Genomic DNA, 16,809 nt, shown 5'->3' on the forward strand with positions numbered 1-16,809 from the left:
TGCCTGACGAGCAAAGCCTAGGGATTTTTACCCCGGTAACCACGGCGTACAATGAATACGAACAAGGAAAACAGACACGCAGGTCTGAGCGAATCAAGCGACGGGTCTCCCGACGAGATCGACTCGGCCAACCTCAAAATATCGGAGACCTGCTCTAAGCACAGAAAGGTTCATACCTTATGGGTCAGTTGTTCAGTCACCCGGCAACTATTATCGTAGTCATCCTCCTCATCGTTCTGCTCTTCGGTGCTCCCAAGCTCCCAGGTATGGCACGTAGTCTTGGTCAGTCGATGCGTATCTTCAAGTCCGAAGTCGAGGGTATGAAGAGCGATAGTAAGAAGGAAGACGATAAGGACGATGTTGTCACCGCTGAGGTTGTCGACAACAAAGCTAAGTCCGAAAAGTCTGAAAACTAATTTTCAGTACAACAACACAACCCGTGCAACCACCTCTCTGGTGGCACGGGTTGTCCAGTAGTTTATCTACCCATATCGATAATTTTTGAATAACAGGTATGAGGCGGAGCTTAGAATAAAACGAGGAAAACGATGGCAAAACCGGATCAGGATGTACGCAACCGCAAACTAAATCCTGAAGCCCGTATGGAGCTGAAGGAACATCTGCGTGAGTTTCGTGACCGCTTCATCAAAGCGGCTATTGCAACTGCTATCGCCGCCGTACTTTCCGTTATTTTCTTGTACCAGCCCTTTATTGATGCAATCTCTGAACCTCTTAAGCAAATCAACGCAGCAGATAACCGCTTTGCAACCTTAAACTACGGCTCAATTTCTTCACCCTTTGACCAGCTCATTCGCGTGGGTACGTACATCGGTCTTGGACTTGCTGCACCCGTTTGGCTCTATCAAGGACTGCGCTTCTTACTTCCGGCGCTGCATACCAAAGAGAAAAAATACCTCTTTGGTTTCCTCAGCGGCTCAATCTTTGCTTTTGCCTGCGGTGTCTTCATATCTTGGTATAGTCTGCCCGGCGTTGTTCGTGCACTCACAATGTTCACCCCGCCCGGCGGCTCGAACGTCATTGACGCTCCAACCTATATTTCCTTCATCGTTAAGTTTATTTTCTTCTTCTCACTAGCATTTATTATCCCCGTCATCCTCGTGGGATTGAACATGCTGGGGGTTATTCGGGGTAAAACTATCCTCAAATCTTGGCGCTGGATCGTGGTTCTTGTAGCGCTTATCGCAGCTATGACAGCCCCCGGGACGGATATCATGATGATGTTCTACCTGATGATTCCGCTCCTAACTTTCTTCTTCCTCGCCATAGCAATATGCTTGCTCAACGATAAACGGCGTGACCGCCGCGAAGCTAAACTAGCAAAGGGTCTTACAGAGACCGAGCTCAAGACGGCCACCAGCGCTGAAGACCTTGAAAAGCTAGGACAGCTTGAAGAGGAACCCTCCCAAAAGTAAAACTCCAGAATCCTCCGTCTTACTCAAGACGGAGGATTTTTAGGCGCAGGTACACTAGAACTATGGCTGAAAACCCCCAAGAAACCACTCACGACTCGAACGACCGCCCGAGCTACTTTGCGCAGTATCAGGCCGCGCAAGAACGTAACGCTCACGCAAAAACAGCGCTTAGTAAGTTCGAAAAGAATCTCGGGTTTCCTCTTGACAGTTTCCAACGTCAGGCATGCCAATCCGTCGAAACTGGACATTCAGTCCTTGTCGCTGCGCCTACTGGTTCTGGTAAAACAGTTGTCGGAGAATTCGGCATCTACCTTGCCCTCCAAACAGGAACAAAAGCGTTCTATACAACCCCTATCAAAGCACTCAGCAACCAGAAATACCATGACTTTGTGCGTGAATACGGCGAAGAAAACGTAGGTCTGCTCACCGGCGACACCAGCATCAATACCGAAGCCCCCATCGTCGTCATGACTACTGAAGTCCTTCGCAACATGCTCTACGCCGAATCTACGACCCTCATCGGTCTGGGATACGTCATCATGGACGAAGTACACTATCTCGCCGACCGGTTCCGTGGAGCAGTTTGGGAAGAAGCGATTATTCACCTTCCCGAACACGTCACCGTCATCTCGCTCTCTGCAACTGTATCCAACGTCGAAGAATTCGGAGCATGGCTAGATACCGTACGAGGTGATACCGATGTCATCGTATCTGAACACCGCCCCGTCCCGCTCTGGCAACACCTCATGGTAGGAAACCGTATTATTGACCTCTTTGTACCTGATGAAACTTCTCAGCAAGAGGCTTCACCTACAAAACGTCGTAAAAACCACACAAAATCACTCCAAAACGCTCCCACGGGGCTACGCATTAACCCGCTCCTCAAACAACTGCGGCCAGGCTTTCGCCGACACACCCCCCGGCACAATGCACCCAAACGCGAGCGCTTCCGACGCGGCCGCAACCGGCATGACAAACACACACATGCACTCGAACGATCCCGTCATAAAACCTTCACCCAAGACGCCAACGTTCTGAGTCCGCACCGCATACCTCGCCCCGAAATGGCCCGTATCCTAGACAAGCAAGGGCTATTGCCTGCCATATGCTTCATCTTTTCACGGGCAGCATGTGATGACGCCGTTACCCAATGCGTCAACGCGAATATCGTCCTCACCACCGAGGAACAGCAGCAAACCATCCGTGCCTATATTGCAGAAACCACTGCACACCTTGATAACCGAGACCTTCATGCCCTTGGATATTACGAATGGCGAGACGGACTCATCCGCGGGGTGGCAGCCCACCATGCAGGTCTGCTACCGCTCTTCAAAGAAGTTGTTGAGACACTTTTTGCACAGGGGCTCATCAAACTAGTCTTTGCCACCGAAACCCTCGCGCTCGGCATCAACATGCCAGCCCGCACCGTCATGCTCGAAAAACTCACCAAGTTCAACGGTGAAACCCACGTCGATATCACCCCCGGAGAATACACCCAACTTACCGGGCGGGCAGGGCGCCGCGGAATCGATCTTGAAGGACACGCCGTAGTCCTCTGGCGTCCAGGTCTTGTACCAGAACAGGTTGCCACCCTCGCATCCACTCGCACATACCCCCTTAACTCATCATTCCGCCCCACCTACAACATGGCTGCGAACCTCATCGCAGCCTATGGCGCCGAACGAACCCGCAAAATCCTCGAATCATCCTTTGCCCAGTTCCAAGCAGATAAATCAGTTGTAGGAACAGCTGCACGAGTACGTAAAAACGAAAACGCGCTCGAAGGATACCGAGACTCCATGCAGTGCCACCTTGGAGACTTCACAGAATACATGCGCCTGCGGCAAAACATCAAAGATCTAGAGAAAAAAACCCGCAAAGCCAACCAACAACATGCACGCGCCCAAGCTCACCAAAGCATCCAAGAACTTATGCCCGGAGACATCATTCACATACCTCATGGTCGCTCCCGCGGCTACGCTATCGTCATCACCCGTGCCGAATCCAATACAGACCCACGCATTGGTATCCTTACCGAAGACAATCAGCAGCGCACCGCAAGCGCACGTGATTTCACGGGGCTCATTGAACCCGTCTCCTACATCAAGCTCCCCAAGAAAATAACCCTTAAAACATCCAAAGAACGCCGCGACACCACCTCACGGATGCGTCAAGCGCTCATCGATGAACGACCACCCCGCAAACTCGGAAATACCCCCATCGCCACACGTCATAACGATGCCCAAGAAAAACTCGACATACTACGTGCCCAACTACGTAACCACCCCTGCCACGGGTGCTCTGACCGGGAAACCCATGCACGCTGGGCAGAACGATGGCGCAAACTCAACGCAGAAACAGAAGGACTACGCCGCCAAATTACCCGACGCACCAACACTATTGCCCAGGTCTTCAACCGCATCGCAAAGCTCCTCACTGAATACGGCTACGTTACTGCTGACTCCCATAACGGGCTCAAGCTAACGACGAAGGGGGAAGCCCTGCGCAAACTCTACGGGGAAAAAGACCTTCTCACCTCTATTTGTCTCGAAAAAGGCTTCCTCACTGATCTGGATCCTGCGGCTATAGCAGCAACCATAGCCGCGCTCACATACCAGGGCAAAAAGGAAACCATCGAAATTCTCCCACGCTACCCGCACCCTTCATTACAAGTGTCTATCGCGACCATCAACCGCGAACTAGACCATCTCAACGTTCACGAAGAACGTCACGAACTAGATCAAACCCCACCCTGCGACCTAGGCCTCGTCACCCCTATCTACCGCTGGGCTCGCGGTATGCACCTCGCAAAAGCACTCGAAGATACCGGCCTCGCCGCCGGCGACTTCGTACGCTGGGCAAAACAAGTTATCGACGCACTCGACCAGATCGCCCATATCCCCACCATAAGCCCAAACCTACGAGCAAGCTGCGAAAAAGCTATAGCCCTCATCCGCCGCGGAGTCGTCGCACTAGACTCCTAAAACCGCTGGAAAGAACATGAGCATCTATATCTATACCAACGGGAGCATCTACAGCCCCGCCGACCCCTACGCCACAGCGCTCCTCACCGAAAACGGTACCGTAACCTGGATAGGCTCAGATGCGGGAGCTCGCTCCATCACGGACGAACGCATGCGAGCTATCGATCTAAACGGCAAACTCATCACGCCCACCTTCGCACGTGCCTTCGCCCCCATAAACAACCACAGCGAAAAAACACTCTACGAGTACTTCCTCAGAACACATACCCAGGGATACCATACCCACATACTCGCAGGAACAATACGAGACATCCTGACCCTACGCGCATCACTCGACACGTTTTATACAACACACGCAACAGCCCCAGACGTACGATTCTTCATAATCCCAGAGCCACAAGCGACCTCCGCATCGTACGCTGAGCTCGTCACCACAGCCCAAGACCTGCTCAATAAATCATCTATAGCACTCACTGGGTTTCACGCCACAAATCTAGACCACCTACCTACTCTGGCATCCGAAGCAGCAGAACATGGTCTTGTACTCTCCATCAACACTCAAGATAGTTTCACTAATGCCTTTAGCTATGCGCTAGCCGTTAGGGAACAGCATCCTTGGCTTAACATCCGGCTTGATATGGTTCATGGAGTCATTGATGATCAACGTCTTCAGGATCTCGCAGATGCACGGATCAACTTAGGTATCCAAGCAACCTTTGATACTGAGACTGCAAAGTTAGCCCACCGGGCGAATGCAGCTGGTACCGCGTTCGCGCTAGGGTCAGACCCATCTCTTGTTGAAGCGCCTCTTGGATGGGAGCTCATCTCAGCCCTTATAAAATCGGCAGATGGTATTTCAGCACGCAGTGGTTTCGCCGCACTTACGCGAGGAGTCTACCGGCTAGCCCACGACGAGAACCCCTTTGCGGGTCAAATACTCCCTGATACACCAGCGAATATAGCACTCTGGAACGTCACTGAGCTTATGGTGCAAACCCCGGATTCTCGCGTAGTCTCGTGGAGTACTGATCCCCGTGCTCGTATTCCACTTTTACCGGTTCTTGCTTCAGATGTGCCGTTGCCCGTATTAGATCGCATGTACACTAGGGGAGGGGAATAGTACGTTTCCTAGCTCGTAAAAGTTACCTGAAAATATGCCGTGCATCTGCAGAATACGCCCTTACGCCGTATTTCGCCGGTTATACTAGTAAACTTAGACCCTACCTTCACTCTAACAAAGGAAAACAAGGGAATTATTATGCGTGTACTGACCGTTATTCCGACGTATAACGAGAAGGAAAACTTACCCGTTGTTGTTGAACGTCTTCGTAAGGCAGCACCCGACGTCGATATTCTAGTAGTTGACGACAATAGCCCTGACGGTACAGGTCAGATTGCGGATGCTATGGCTGAGCAAGATTCACAGATTCACGTTCTTCACCGCACTGTGAAAGACGGTCTTGGTGGAGCTTATCTTGCGGGGTTTGATTGGGGTCTCAATGAGGGATATGAAGTCCTTATCGAGATGGACGCTGATTGTTCTCACCAGCCCGAGCAGTTGCCATCGCTAGTACATGCTGTTGAGGCTGGGGCAGATTTAGCTATTGGCTCCCGTTATGTACCCGGCGGAAAAACAGAAAACTGGCCCATTCAACGCCAAATTCTTTCTCGCGGAGCAAATATTTATACGCGGGTTGTTCTAGGGACTGCAATCAAAGACATCACAGCAGGTTTCCGCGCATATAGGCGTGAAGCACTACAACGTTTGAATCTTGAAGGCATTGAATCTAAGGGCTATGTCTTTCAGGTAGACCTCGCTTGGCGTTCTGAGCAAGCAGGGCTCAAAATTGTTGAGGTTCCTATTACCTTTGTTGAGCGTGAGGTCGGAGCATCAAAGATGACCGGAAATATAATTTTTGATTCTATGCGTAAAGTGACGACTTGGGGCGTTTCTAACCGCGTCAATAAGCTCAAAAAGAAGCTAGGCAAATAACTAAACTTCACATAAAATAAGTGCCCGAACTACCCTTTGATAGTTCGGGCACTTTTGTATAGTGTCACTCTGTATTCGTGTTGTATTCCTGTATCGCTGTACGCGCCAGACCATGAAGAATCGCTTCGAGTCCTAAGCTAAATGCGTTCTCTGCTGGAGTCTGCGAGCTACGCTGCAGCGCTGTATATGCGTCTTGTAAATATGGATACTCATCTGCTGAAGCCGCAGGGTTAAAGATAGATTCGGGGGCGTGGGCATCTACTGCGGATCCCAGCAGGAATGCCTCTAAAGATTCAATAACATTTAAAGTTTTATATTCTGGACACCCAAAAGCTCTTAACGTCTGAACGAGGACGTCATACATATGTAACGTTTGAGGGGCCCGATCGATCGGGGTCAATGCGAGCGCTGTTACCAGATCGGTGCTCTCACTGAACGCGTCTCGATAAGACTTCCCCCACAGACTCAAAGATTCAGTCCAGAGTTCTAGCTTTTCGGCGTGGGATAGGTGCTGCTCGTTAAGAATTTTAGTCGCTCGTATCAGGGGCTCCAGCGTAATGTCATTGATGACCGCATCGCTTATAGCTCCCAGTACTTCGGCACGAGACTGAAAGTGATTGTATAAGGAAGAGGGGGCGACGCCTAGTTTCTGAGCAAGTACGCTCATAGTGAAATTTCCTTGATCGGCCAAAAGTCTACGTGCTGACCGCACAATTTTGGACGCGCTTAACACTGTCGAAGAGGGGCGTCCAGCGCGTCGCATGGGGGAAGAGATCACGATAAATCCTTTACTATTTCTTCGCTTTCGGCGTTTACTGCCGTCCCGTCTGTGAGCAGTTATAAAACATACCACCAGAAATTTTACGCTTCATAAATACCCCTAGATTTGTAATTTCTGTGTTCTGGGATACACTAAAACGAACACAATTCGTTTTGTGATTCTTTGAGCGAAAGGGTTTAACCATGACGGCCAAGAACGAAACTACGAATGAATTGACCCGCGATGTCGTAATTATCGGCGCAGGTCCTTCCGGACTCACTGCAGCATACCGACTGCAGCAAGCAGGACATACCGTTGCAGTCCTTGAAGCACGTGAACGTGTTGGCGGGCGCACATGGAACAACCATATTGACGGCGCATTCCTTGAAATCGGCGGACAATGGATTTCCCCCGATCAGACTGTTCTCACCGAACTCGTTGAAGAGCTCGGACTTAAGACCTTCTCTCGTTACCGCGAAGGTGAGAATCTCTATCGCGATCCTGACGGTACCATGCACCGGTACAACGGAGACATGTTTCCTGCCAACGAGCACACTCAACGAGAAATGGAACGACTCATCGGAATTTTAGATGAGCTTGCGGCAGAGATCGGGGCCGAGAAACCTTGGGCGCACCCCAAGGCACGCGAACTCGATACAATTAGCTTTCACCATTGGCTCCGCGAACAATCCAACGATGAAGAAGCATGCAACAATATTGGGCTCTTCATTGCTGGTGGCATGCTCACTAAGCCGGCTCACGCATTCTCAGCTTTACAGGCAGTACTTATGGCTGCATCTGCAGGATCGTTCTCTAACCTTGTCGATGAAGATTTTATTCTCGACAAACGTGTTCTGGGTGGCATGCAGTCCGTCTCCTTAGCCCTCGCAGAAAAAGTGGGACAAGAGAATATAATTCTCGAACACCCGGTCCGCGTTCTACGTTGGCAAGAAGACGGAGAATACCCCGTACTTGCTGAAGCTGAAGCCTTCTCCGAAGATGGAGAGGCCTCACCTGAAAAAAACATCATTGTTCGAGCAAAGTACGCTGTTGTTGCGGTTCCTCCGAACCTATATTCACGTATCCATTTTGTGCCGCCGCTAGACCGCCGACAGCATCAAATGCATCAGCACCAGTCCCTTGGCTTGGTTATCAAAGTACATGCTGTTTACCCCACACCGTTCTGGCGGGACAAAGGTCTCTCAGGAACCTGTTTTGCCGCTAACAACCTGGTACAAGAGATTTACGACAACACTAACTACGACCCAGCAACTGGAGAAGAAGAAGCTCGCGGCACTCTAGTAGGGTTCGTCTCCGACGAAGCAGCGGATGAAATGTTCACCATCAGCGCCGAGGAACGCAAAGAACGCATCCTAGACTCCATGGCGCAAATGCTCGGAGAAGAAACAAAAAATCCCGTGGTGTACTACGAATCAGATTGGGGTGCCGAAGAATGGACTCGTGGCGCATACGCAGCCAGCTATGATCTTGGCGGACTGCATCGCTACGGCGCAGACCAAGAAACCCCAGTAGGACCAATCTACTGGTCATGCTCAGACATTGCTGCCGAAGGCTACCAGCATGTCGATGGTGCTATACGCATGGGAGAAAAAACAGCAAAACTGCTAGCCGCAAAACTCAAATAAGATCATTCGCATCGTAACGCACACACGGGCAGCTTTACTGGGTGAACCAAAGAATGACACACCCAGTAAAGCTCCCCAAAATACGGATGGGAAACATGAAATACGTCGTAGGATATTCGCCTGATGCACGGGGCCGTTCAGCTCTCCAACTAGGAGTCGTACTAGCTCGCTCCCTGGGTGCAGAACTTGATGTAGTATATGTCATTAAACCGCAAAGTCCTCGCCTTGCAGCGCCACGATCCAACTTCGAAGACTTACTCCAAAAGCAAGCCGTTCAATGGCTTGAAGAAGCACAACATTACGTGCCCGCCCAAGTAATCGCCCGCTTCCACCTACGCCGCGCCGATTCCGCAGTCAGCGGCCTACTAGAACTAGCTGACGCCATAGACGCCGGACTCATTATAGTGGGCGGCGGTAACACCGGAAATTGGCTTTGGCACTCACTAGGCGCGGTTGGGAACGCTCTTCTACACCGTTCACGTATTCCCGTCGCTCTAGCACCACGTAAATACAGCGCTTCACACACGATCAAACAGTTCGACTGCGCCGTATCCCCAGACATCGACTCCATAAACCTTGTCGAAGAAGCCATAGCAACCCAAAACCGAACAGGCATACCAGTACGCCTAGTCTCACTCTACGAAGAAGGAAAAGACCTAGACGATACAACCTATCGCAGCATCATCCAAGACCTCGTAGACCAATCCGCAGTCAAACCGATAAACCCACAACAGCTAAGCATCGCAGTAGGCGCAGGAACTACCATCGTAGAAGCGGTCGATTCTGTGCACTGGAACGAAGACTCCGTGCTAATGGCCGGATCCTCCAAACTAGCCCAACGCGGAGAACTCTTCCTAAGCTCAACAACCGCAAAAATCATGACCAAACTTCCTATTCCCCTCGTCGTAGTACCACGCGATTACCACCCTGGACGCAAGGGCTCCCAGCAACAGCCGTGGACAGGCTCAATCCCCATCATCAAGCAATAGCCCGGCTCCTCACGTGATATACACCGCCGTACTATCATCCCAAGGAAAGGAAAACAATGGAACAACATCTTCAAGAACTCATTAACAAAATACCCACTGGGCTACTCATCGGCGACACTTGGCGTGAAGGATCCGCAGGGGAGACGTTCGATGTCCTCAACCCAGCGACCGAAGAAAAGCTCACGGCCTTAGCCTCAGCAACACCTGAAGACGCAATAGCAGCCCTAGACGCAGCATGCCAGGTTCAAGACCAATGGGCACACACGCCGCCGCGTGAACGTGCAGAAATACTACGACGGGCATACGACCTCATCACCGATCGCTCCGAAGAATTCGCCACCCTCATGACCCTCGAAATGGGAAAACCCCTCGCAGAATCACGAGGAGAAGTAGTCTACGGAGCCGAATTCTTACGATGGTTCTCCGAAGAAACCGTACGCGACTACGGACGCTACCAGCCCACGCCCGAAGGTAAAAACCAAATACTGGTAAAGCATAAACCTGTAGGACCATGCCTACTCATCACCCCATGGAACTTCCCACTAGCCATGGCAACACGCAAAGCCGGAGCTGCAATAGCAGCAGGATGTACAATGATCCTCAAACCTGCACGGCTCACACCCCTAACCGCGCAATACTTCGCACAAACCATGCTCGACGCAGGGCTACCAGCAGGAGTACTCAACGTAGTTGCATCAGCAACTGCATCAGCCGTCTCAGATTCTCTCCTTGCAGACTCACGCCTGCGCAAACTCTCATTCACCGGCTCTACCCCCGTTGGCAAAGCCCTTCTAAAATCAGCCGCGCAAAATGTCCTACGCACCTCCATGGAGCTCGGCGGAAACGCCCCCTTCATCGTCTTCGAAGACGCAAATATCGACGAAGCCGTTGAAGGCGCCATGGGAGCAAAAATGCGCAACATGGGCGAAGCCTGCACCGCCGCAAACCGATTCCTAGTCCACGAATCCCGTGCCGAAGAATTTTCCACCAAACTAGCGACAAAAATCGCAAATCTCAAAACCGGCAACGGTCTAAACCCAGACACCACCTGTGGCCCCCTCATAGAACAAAAAGCAGTAGATTCCATCCACGAACTTGTACAAGATGCTCTCGACCGAGGTGCCCAAGCTCTGGTCGGCGGTTATCCCCAAAACGGTCCCGGATACTTCTACCAACCCACAGTCCTCATCAACGTTCCTCACGATGCACGCGTCATCCAAGAAGAAATCTTTGGCCCTGTAGCACCCATCATCACCTTTTCTACCGAAGAAGAAGCAATCCAACTTGCCAACAACACAGAATACGGGCTAGCATCCTACGTCTACACAACAGATACATCCCGCGCCCTGCGAACACTAGACCGCCTAGAAGTCGGCATGACAGGCCTCAACATCGGCATCATGTCAAACGCCGCAGCCCCATTCGGAGGCGTTAAACACTCCGGACTAGGACGGGAAGGAGCCGCCGAAGGCATCGCCGAATACACCTACACACAATACATCGGCATCAAAGACCCCTACGCCAGCTAAACCACCCAAAAACCATCCAAGATACGCACAATACAACAATTTCTCGAAGGGTTCGTTTTACCTTTCCACAAGGAAAAACGAGCACACACAAACTTACAAACCTACGTAAGTCCAACCCCAAAGGAGAACGTTATGAAGCGCTTGAAGAATTTCATCAACGGCAAGTTCGTCGATTCCACCTCTGATGAGGTACTCGACATCGTATACCCCGTAACCGGCGAAGTCATAGCACAAGCACCAATATCCACTGACGACGACGTCAACACCGCCATGCATGCGGCTCAAGACGCATTCAAAACGTGGAAGCATACGACCCCTTCAGATCGCCAGCTACTTCTCCTCAAACTCGCAGACGCGCTCGAAGAAAACGTCGACGTACTCGTTGAAGCCCAACACCGCAACACCGGACAGCCCCGAGAACTCATCCGTGACGAAGAAGTCCTCGTCGGCGCCAACCAGCTACGTTTCTTCGCAGGGGCAGCACGCACCCTAGAAGGAAAAGCAGCAACCGAATACATGGAAGGACATACCTCATACGTACGGCGCGAGCCCATCGGCGTCGTCGCCCAAGTAACCCCCTGGAACTATCCCCTCATGATGGCATTATGGAAGTTGGGTCCCGCGCTCGCTGCCGGGAATACTGTAGTTCTCAAGCCATCTGACACCACACCAGAATCCACCCTCGAGTTGGCAAGGCTTATAGGGGAAATATACCCTGCCGGTGTTGTCAACGTTGTGCTGGGGACCGGTGAAACTGGTGAAGCTATGGTAGGGCACCCGGCCCCTGCCATGGTTTCTATTACCGGATCAGTACGCGCAGGTCAGGCAGTTGCTACCGGCGCTGCAGCTGGTCTGAAACGTTCTCATTTGGAGCTTGGCGGTAAAGCGCCAGCAGTTGTTTTTGCAGACGCGGATTTGCCTCGTACTGCGCGCATGCTCGCAGACTTCGGTTATTTCAATGCTGGCCAGGACTGTACAGCAGTCACTCGCGTACTCGTTCAAGACAGCATTTACGACAAGTTCCGAGATCTGCTGGTAGCTGCCGCAAAAGATACAGCTACTGGGCACGAAGACGATTCAAAGAACTTCTACGGTCCGTTGAACAACATCAATCACTTTAAGACCGTCATGAATAAGCTCAACAGCCTCCCTGAACATGTCACAGTTGAAACCGGTGGCAAACAGTGCGGCACCCGTGGCTTTTTTGTGGAACCTACGGTGCTGAGCGGAGTCAATCAAGACGATGCCGTTGTCCAGGAAGAGACCTTCGGACCAGTTCTTACGCTCCAAAAATTTACTACAGAGGCGGAAGCAGTTGAGCTTGCTAACGATGTAAATTATGCGTTGGCGTCATCAGTTTGGACGTCAAATCATGGTACTGCTATGCGAGTTTCTCGCGATCTTGATTTCGGAGCAGTTTGGATTAATACACACGTACTTCTGACTGCTGAAATGCCTCATGGCGGATTCAAATACTCGGGTTACGGTAAGGATCTTTCCCTGTATTCCGTTGAAGAATACACACGTGTTAAACACGTCATGAGTGATTTGAGCGCATAAAGAACAGCTTCTCCAGGCTCATTCGGCAATTCGGCAAAAAAAAGAGTCCTGCATCATCACACATTAGAGAAGAGCTTGTGGAGCGGTACAGCTCTGTTGTCTAGGTGCTGTACCGTCTCTTCACAATTCACATATTATCCATGTAGCTTATGCTACGTTTTCCTTTGAAAGGTAGTCTCATGGTAGAGATGTATCGTCTTCCTCAAGAGATAAAACTTACTGGAGAGTTTCCCGGCCCCTCATCACGTGCTCTTGCACATCGTCGCTCACAAGCTGTTCCTGCATCTGTCGCTTCGGGGCTCCCAGTTTACGCGGCTGATGCAGACGGTGGCGTCATTATTGATGTTGATGGTAACTCGTTGGCTGATTTGGGAGCGGGTATCGCAGTCACAACTGTTGGTGCATCAGCTCCCAAGGTGGTACAAGCAGTTCAAGAATCGGTCACACACTTCACCCACACCTGTTTTATGGTTACTCCTTATGAGGGGTATATCGCAGTTTCTGAAAAACTAAACGAGCTAATACCCGGACGCTTTGAGAAACGCTCAGTACTTTTCAACTCTGGTGCGGAGGCAGTTGAAAATGCTGTAAAAATTGCTCGTGCAGCTACCGGTCGCAATGCCGTAGTTGTTTTTGATCATGCCTACCATGGGCGAACCAATTTAACAATGGCGTTGACTGCAAAAGTAGCACCATATAAGAAAGGCTTCGGTCCTTTTGCTCCTGAAATCTATCGTGCTCCTATGAGCTACCCTTACCGGGACGATCAGAGCATGGATGGTAAAGAGGCAGCTCAACGCACCATCAACATGATCGAGAAGCAAATTGGTTCAGAATATGTAGCCGCAATTCTCATCGAGCCTATCCAGGGTGAAGGAGGGTTCATTGTTCCCGCCGATGGTTTCTTACCAACGCTGGTTGCATGGGCACGCGAAAAAGGTATCGTCTTTATTGCTGATGAAGTACAAACTGGTTTCTGCCGCACTGGCAAATGGTTTGCGAGTGAGTACGAGGGCATTGAACCCGATTTGGTCACCACTGCTAAGGGCATTGCTGGTGGTATGCCGCTTTCAGCCGTCACTGGTCGGGCAGAGCTTTTTGATAAAGTTCAACCAGGAGGATTAGGCGGAACATACGGTGGTAATCCTGTATCTTGTGCGGCTGCTCTTGCGGCTATTGAAACTATGCAGGATCTTGATTTGAACGCACGAGCCCTGCATATTGAGAAACTGGTGACAGCAGCGTTAGCCCCGCTTGTTGATGAGCTAGACATCGTAGGGGATTTCCGCGGACGCGGTGCTATGCTCGCACTGGAGTTCGTAGCAGACTCTATCTCTAAAGCCCCGCATCCCACGGCGGCCAAGGATATCGCTGCTTACTGTCAGCAACGAGGAGTACTTATTCTTACTTGTGGTACTTACGGCAACATTATTCGTCTGCTTCCTCCGCTTACTATCAGTGACGAGCTCCTAAAACAGTCAATGAATATTCTTATCGAAGGTATTCGAAGCGTTTCATAATTTTTTTTGGAGGCTTACAGGGCCCCGGTCATACCTCATATAACGATCGGGGCTCTTGTCACAGCTAATCCTATTCCACACATGCGCCAGTTATTTACCTATAGCTATTATGCGCACACCTTGTAGACAAAAATTCAGGTGATTTTACTACTGTTCTGGATCAATTAGACTAAATCGCATATTGAGCAGGTCGCTATAAGCACACACCGTCTGGCGACGACACTCCGATAGAGGGAGAGCACCTTGTCTCAGAATAATCAATCCCACAAGTTACATAAAGGTCAGAGTCTAGCCAAAGATTCTGCATCAAATAACCCCCACGGTGCTATTGATACAAGCGCCGCTAACAAAAAGGGATTATCTTCCGGATCTGTATCTCTTTTTGGCTCCATTATTATTGGTATCTCTGTGGTAGCACCAGCATACTCATTATCGGGAGCCCTGGGTCCTGTAGGAGCTGTAGCAGGGGAGCACATGCCCGCGATCTTTCTCGTTGGGTTTATCCCTATGCTATTGGTGGCTATTGGCTACCGAGAGCTTAACGCTGCTATGCCGGATGCGGGAACAACATTCACTTGGACAACCAAAGCATTTGGTCCGTGGGTTGGTTGGCTCGGAGGCTGGGCATTATTAGCAGCTACCATCTTGGTTCTCTCAAACCTTGCAGGTATAGCTGTAGATTTCTTTTACCTGGCTTTGTCTCAGGTTTTTTCTAACCCGGATCTAGCGACTCTTTCAAGTAATACCTTTATCAATATCGGCACATTCTTAGCCTTGATGGGTTTCGGGTGTTACATCACATACCGCGGGCTGGATGCGACTCAGAAAATCCAAACTGTTTTCATTATTTTCCAGCTTGTCGTACTCGCTATTTTTGCGGGTGTCGCCCTCTATAAAGCGGTCACAAATACTGGGTTTGCTAACCTTGCTCCGACTCTTGAATGGTTTAACCCCTTCGGAATCGAGTCATTCTCAGCTTTCTCTTCCGGCATATCTCTTGTCTTCTTCATATATTGGGGTTGGGACGCTGTCCTCACCATGAATGAAGAAACAGAAGGCGAGCATACAACTAGCGGTCATGCAGCTGTTGGCACTATCCTCACAGTAGTTCTACTGTACCTGTTAATCTCTGTGGGCACTTTGGCATTTGCGGGTACGTCCTCAGAAGGTCTGGGTCTAGGAAACTCTGATAACCAGGAGAATATTTTTGCTGTTCTTTCGGGGCCTGTACTAGGTTCTCTCGGAATTATTATGTCTTTCGCAGTTCTTATTTCGGCCTTAGCCTCTTTACAATCCACGGCAGTTTCACCAGCTCGAACATTGCTAGCCATGGGATATTACAAGGCACTCGGGCCTAAGTTTGCGAGTATTAGCCCAAAGTACCAATCACCTAGTTATGCGACCATCGCTTCCTGTCTGATTGCTACCTTGTTCTACGTTCTTATGCGTTTTATTTCAACCTCTGTGCTTTGGGATACTATCTCCGCTTTGAGCTTGATGGTCTGTTTATACTACGGCGTGACGGCATTTGCCTGTGTATGGTATTTTCGGAAGGTGGCCTTCTCATCAGGCTTTAAATCATTTGTGAACAAGTTTTTGTTTCCCCTTTTGGGAGGCATTATGCTTCTTGTTTTCTTCATCCAGACGACCTATGATTCCATGGATCCCCATCATGGCTCGGGGTCTGAAATTGGGGGAGTCGGGCTAGTTTTCTGCTTAAGTGTCGCGATTCTTCTCTTAGGAATTTGCGTTATGGTGTATCAACGTTGCCTCCGTCCTGCCTTCTTCAAAGGCGAGGTCCCGATGGAGGTAGAGCATATGATTGACTAGTTATTTCTCATGTGCACAAGAAGGGGAGAGGAGCCTCTAAAAGGGGTTCCTCTCCCTTATGCATTATGAATGTATCCTACAGTGCATAATGAGAACGGTAGTATTCCAACCGATCTTCTAGAGTCTTCTCTAACTCTTCAACGCTACGTCGTTCCATTAGCATGTCCCAGTGTGTACGAGCTGGCTTATCATCGTCATTCTGGGCGTCACTCTCGCCGTTGACAAGATATGCTTCTTTGCCAGTTTTAGCAACCCAGACCTGTGGAATTTCAGCTTCAGCAGCAAAGGTCACAAATACGCGGTCACCATCAGTGGTTCGGTACTCTACACGTTGACGGGGTGCAGGCTGTACATTGGACTCGGTTTCCATAGATTGAGTTCCAAGACGCATACCACGCAGGCTACGATCGCTCACAATTCCTCCAGACTCCAGAAAGGGTTTCCGCAGATACTCAGCGGCTGCATAACGTTGGGCGGGGGAGAGCTATTCCCTCGAACGTCTAAAACATCCATTATATCGAGAATATTCTCCGCCGCCCAACTATTAGAGACAGCTATTCGCGAA

The 16,809-nt window shown here is 50.4% G+C and carries 13 protein-coding genes; 11 read left to right on the forward strand and 2 right to left on the reverse strand.

Annotated elements, in window-relative coordinates; all coding sequences use genetic code 11:
* Nucleotides 1-179 precede the first annotated feature (179 nt).
* The 5 genes from tatA (at nucleotide 180) to HMPREF2554_RS06655 (ending at nucleotide 6,410) form a co-directional block, all read left to right on the forward strand.
* A complete protein-coding gene (gene tatA, locus HMPREF2554_RS06635; protein ID WP_004004679.1) occupies nucleotides 180-416 on the forward strand; it encodes a Sec-independent protein translocase subunit TatA in 237 nt (78 codons plus the stop codon).
* A gap of 132 nt (nucleotides 417-548) precedes the next feature.
* Nucleotides 549-1,433 (forward strand): twin-arginine translocase subunit TatC, encoded by an 885-nt coding sequence (locus HMPREF2554_RS06640; protein WP_013399076.1) that lies wholly within the window; start codon nucleotides 549-551, stop codon nucleotides 1,431-1,433.
* A 62-nt stretch (nucleotides 1,434-1,495) separates the two neighbouring features.
* Nucleotides 1,496-4,417, forward strand: a complete 2,922-nt coding sequence (locus tag HMPREF2554_RS06645; protein WP_013399075.1) for a DEAD/DEAH box helicase — start codon at nucleotides 1,496-1,498, stop codon at nucleotides 4,415-4,417.
* 16 nt (nucleotides 4,418-4,433) lie between these two features.
* Nucleotides 4,434-5,537 (forward strand): hypothetical protein, encoded by a 1,104-nt coding sequence (locus HMPREF2554_RS06650; protein ID WP_013399074.1) that lies wholly within the window; start codon nucleotides 4,434-4,436, stop codon nucleotides 5,535-5,537.
* Between the two features lie 138 nt (nucleotides 5,538-5,675).
* Nucleotides 5,676-6,410, forward strand: coding sequence for a polyprenol monophosphomannose synthase (locus HMPREF2554_RS06655; protein ID WP_041322097.1), 735 nt, complete (start codon nucleotides 5,676-5,678; stop codon nucleotides 6,408-6,410).
* 64 nt (nucleotides 6,411-6,474) lie between these two features.
* On the opposite strand, the gene HMPREF2554_RS06660 is transcribed toward HMPREF2554_RS06655, so the two are convergent.
* Nucleotides 6,475-7,173 (reverse strand): TetR/AcrR family transcriptional regulator, encoded by a 699-nt coding sequence (locus HMPREF2554_RS06660; protein WP_370447723.1) that lies wholly within the window; start codon nucleotides 7,171-7,173, stop codon nucleotides 6,475-6,477.
* 200 nt (nucleotides 7,174-7,373) lie between these two features.
* Between HMPREF2554_RS06660 and HMPREF2554_RS06665 the strand changes: the two genes are divergently transcribed.
* The 6 genes from HMPREF2554_RS06665 (at nucleotide 7,374) to HMPREF2554_RS06690 (ending at nucleotide 16,244) form a co-directional block, all read left to right on the forward strand.
* Complete coding sequence (locus tag HMPREF2554_RS06665) at nucleotides 7,374-8,816, forward strand: flavin monoamine oxidase family protein (protein ID WP_004004672.1); 1,443 nt, start codon at nucleotides 7,374-7,376, stop codon at nucleotides 8,814-8,816.
* Nucleotides 8,817-8,911: 95 nt separating this feature from the next.
* Complete coding sequence (locus HMPREF2554_RS06670; protein WP_238382326.1) at nucleotides 8,912-9,805, forward strand: universal stress protein; 894 nt, start codon at nucleotides 8,912-8,914, stop codon at nucleotides 9,803-9,805.
* A 56-nt stretch (nucleotides 9,806-9,861) separates the two neighbouring features.
* Nucleotides 9,862-11,334, forward strand: coding sequence for an NAD-dependent succinate-semialdehyde dehydrogenase (locus tag HMPREF2554_RS06675; RefSeq protein ID WP_013399070.1), 1,473 nt, complete (start codon nucleotides 9,862-9,864; stop codon nucleotides 11,332-11,334).
* A gap of 132 nt (nucleotides 11,335-11,466) precedes the next feature.
* The gene (locus tag HMPREF2554_RS06680) at nucleotides 11,467-12,894 is read left to right on the forward strand and encodes a gamma-aminobutyraldehyde dehydrogenase (protein WP_013399069.1); all 1,428 of its coding nucleotides are present in this window, start codon (nucleotides 11,467-11,469) and stop codon (nucleotides 12,892-12,894) included.
* Nucleotides 12,895-13,043: 149 nt separating this feature from the next.
* Nucleotides 13,044-14,414, forward strand: coding sequence for a 4-aminobutyrate--2-oxoglutarate transaminase (gabT, locus tag HMPREF2554_RS06685; protein ID WP_013399068.1), 1,371 nt, complete (start codon nucleotides 13,044-13,046; stop codon nucleotides 14,412-14,414).
* Between the two features lie 243 nt (nucleotides 14,415-14,657).
* Nucleotides 14,658-16,244, forward strand: a complete 1,587-nt coding sequence (locus HMPREF2554_RS06690) for an APC family permease (RefSeq protein ID WP_013399067.1) — start codon at nucleotides 14,658-14,660, stop codon at nucleotides 16,242-16,244.
* A gap of 76 nt (nucleotides 16,245-16,320) precedes the next feature.
* Here the strand turns inward: HMPREF2554_RS06690 and HMPREF2554_RS06695 are convergent, their stop codons facing one another.
* Entirely contained in the window at nucleotides 16,321-16,659 is a 339-nt protein-coding gene (locus HMPREF2554_RS06695; RefSeq protein WP_004004666.1) for an RNA polymerase-binding protein RbpA, read from the reverse strand.
* Nucleotides 16,660-16,809 lie beyond the last annotated feature (150 nt).

The organism is Rothia sp. HMSC071F11 (assembly GCF_001809115.1).
GTDB classification, from domain to species: domain Bacteria; phylum Actinomycetota; class Actinomycetes; order Actinomycetales; family Micrococcaceae; genus Rothia; species Rothia dentocariosa.

Bases quoted from the DNA above. Each gene is read 5' to 3' on its own strand.
- HMPREF2554_RS06645 (WP_013399075.1), top strand. From the start codon at position 1,496: ATGGCTGAAAACCCCCAAGAAACCACTCACGACTCGAACGACCGCCCG.
- gabT (WP_013399068.1), top strand. From the start codon at position 13,044: ATGCTACGTTTTCCTTTGAAAGGTAGTCTCATGGTAGAGATGTATCGT.
- HMPREF2554_RS06680 (WP_013399069.1), top strand. From the start codon at position 11,467: ATGAAGCGCTTGAAGAATTTCATCAACGGCAAGTTCGTCGATTCCACC.
- HMPREF2554_RS06650 (WP_013399074.1), top strand. From the start codon at position 4,434: ATGAGCATCTATATCTATACCAACGGGAGCATCTACAGCCCCGCCGAC.
- HMPREF2554_RS06670 (WP_238382326.1), top strand. From the start codon at position 8,912: ATGAAATACGTCGTAGGATATTCGCCTGATGCACGGGGCCGTTCAGCT.
- HMPREF2554_RS06655 (WP_041322097.1), top strand. From the start codon at position 5,676: ATGCGTGTACTGACCGTTATTCCGACGTATAACGAGAAGGAAAACTTA.
- HMPREF2554_RS06675 (WP_013399070.1), top strand. From the start codon at position 9,862: ATGGAACAACATCTTCAAGAACTCATTAACAAAATACCCACTGGGCTA.
- HMPREF2554_RS06640 (WP_013399076.1), top strand. From the start codon at position 549: ATGGCAAAACCGGATCAGGATGTACGCAACCGCAAACTAAATCCTGAA.
- HMPREF2554_RS06665 (WP_004004672.1), top strand. From the start codon at position 7,374: ATGACGGCCAAGAACGAAACTACGAATGAATTGACCCGCGATGTCGTA.
- HMPREF2554_RS06660 (WP_370447723.1), bottom strand. From the start codon at position 7,173: ATGCGACGCGCTGGACGCCCCTCTTCGACAGTGTTAAGCGCGTCCAAA.
- tatA (WP_004004679.1), top strand. From the start codon at position 180: ATGGGTCAGTTGTTCAGTCACCCGGCAACTATTATCGTAGTCATCCTC.